Origin of the sequence: Falsihalocynthiibacter sp. S25ZX9, assembly GCF_041205405.1 — a bacterium.
In the GTDB taxonomy this organism is placed as follows: Bacteria; Pseudomonadota; Alphaproteobacteria; order Rhodobacterales; family Rhodobacteraceae; genus Falsihalocynthiibacter; species Falsihalocynthiibacter arcticus.
On record NZ_JBGFCD010000103.1, the window covers coordinates 1 to 363 of the forward strand.

Annotated in this window: 1 pseudogene; it reads left to right on the forward strand. The window is 47.4% G+C overall.

What is annotated here, in order from left to right:
• A pseudogene (locus AB9F29_RS21475) lies at positions 1–363 on the forward strand (amidase); the annotation flags it as partial.

Here is a 363-nt window from a genome sequence, read left to right on the forward strand (position 1 = left end):
GTTTTTCCCGATTTGCATGAGGCGATGGTGCTCTCCCCGATACTGTTTTCTAGCGAGGCATATGGGACATGGAAGGACGTTATCGAAGACACCCCAGAGAAAATGTTTCCCGAAATTTTGGAGCGTTTCCGAAGCGGGGCAACTTTTCTCGCATCCGACTTTGTTGCAGGTTGGCGCAAGATTGATGAAATTCGCGCAAAGTGGAATTTGGAAATGGCAGGGTATGACGCGATTGTCCTACCAACTGCTCCGATCCTTCCGCCAAACCAAAAACGTCTTCTCTCGGACCATTCATACTATTCTTCACGGAATTTACTGGCATTACGAAATACCAGAATTGGGAATTTGCTTGGACTATCGGCT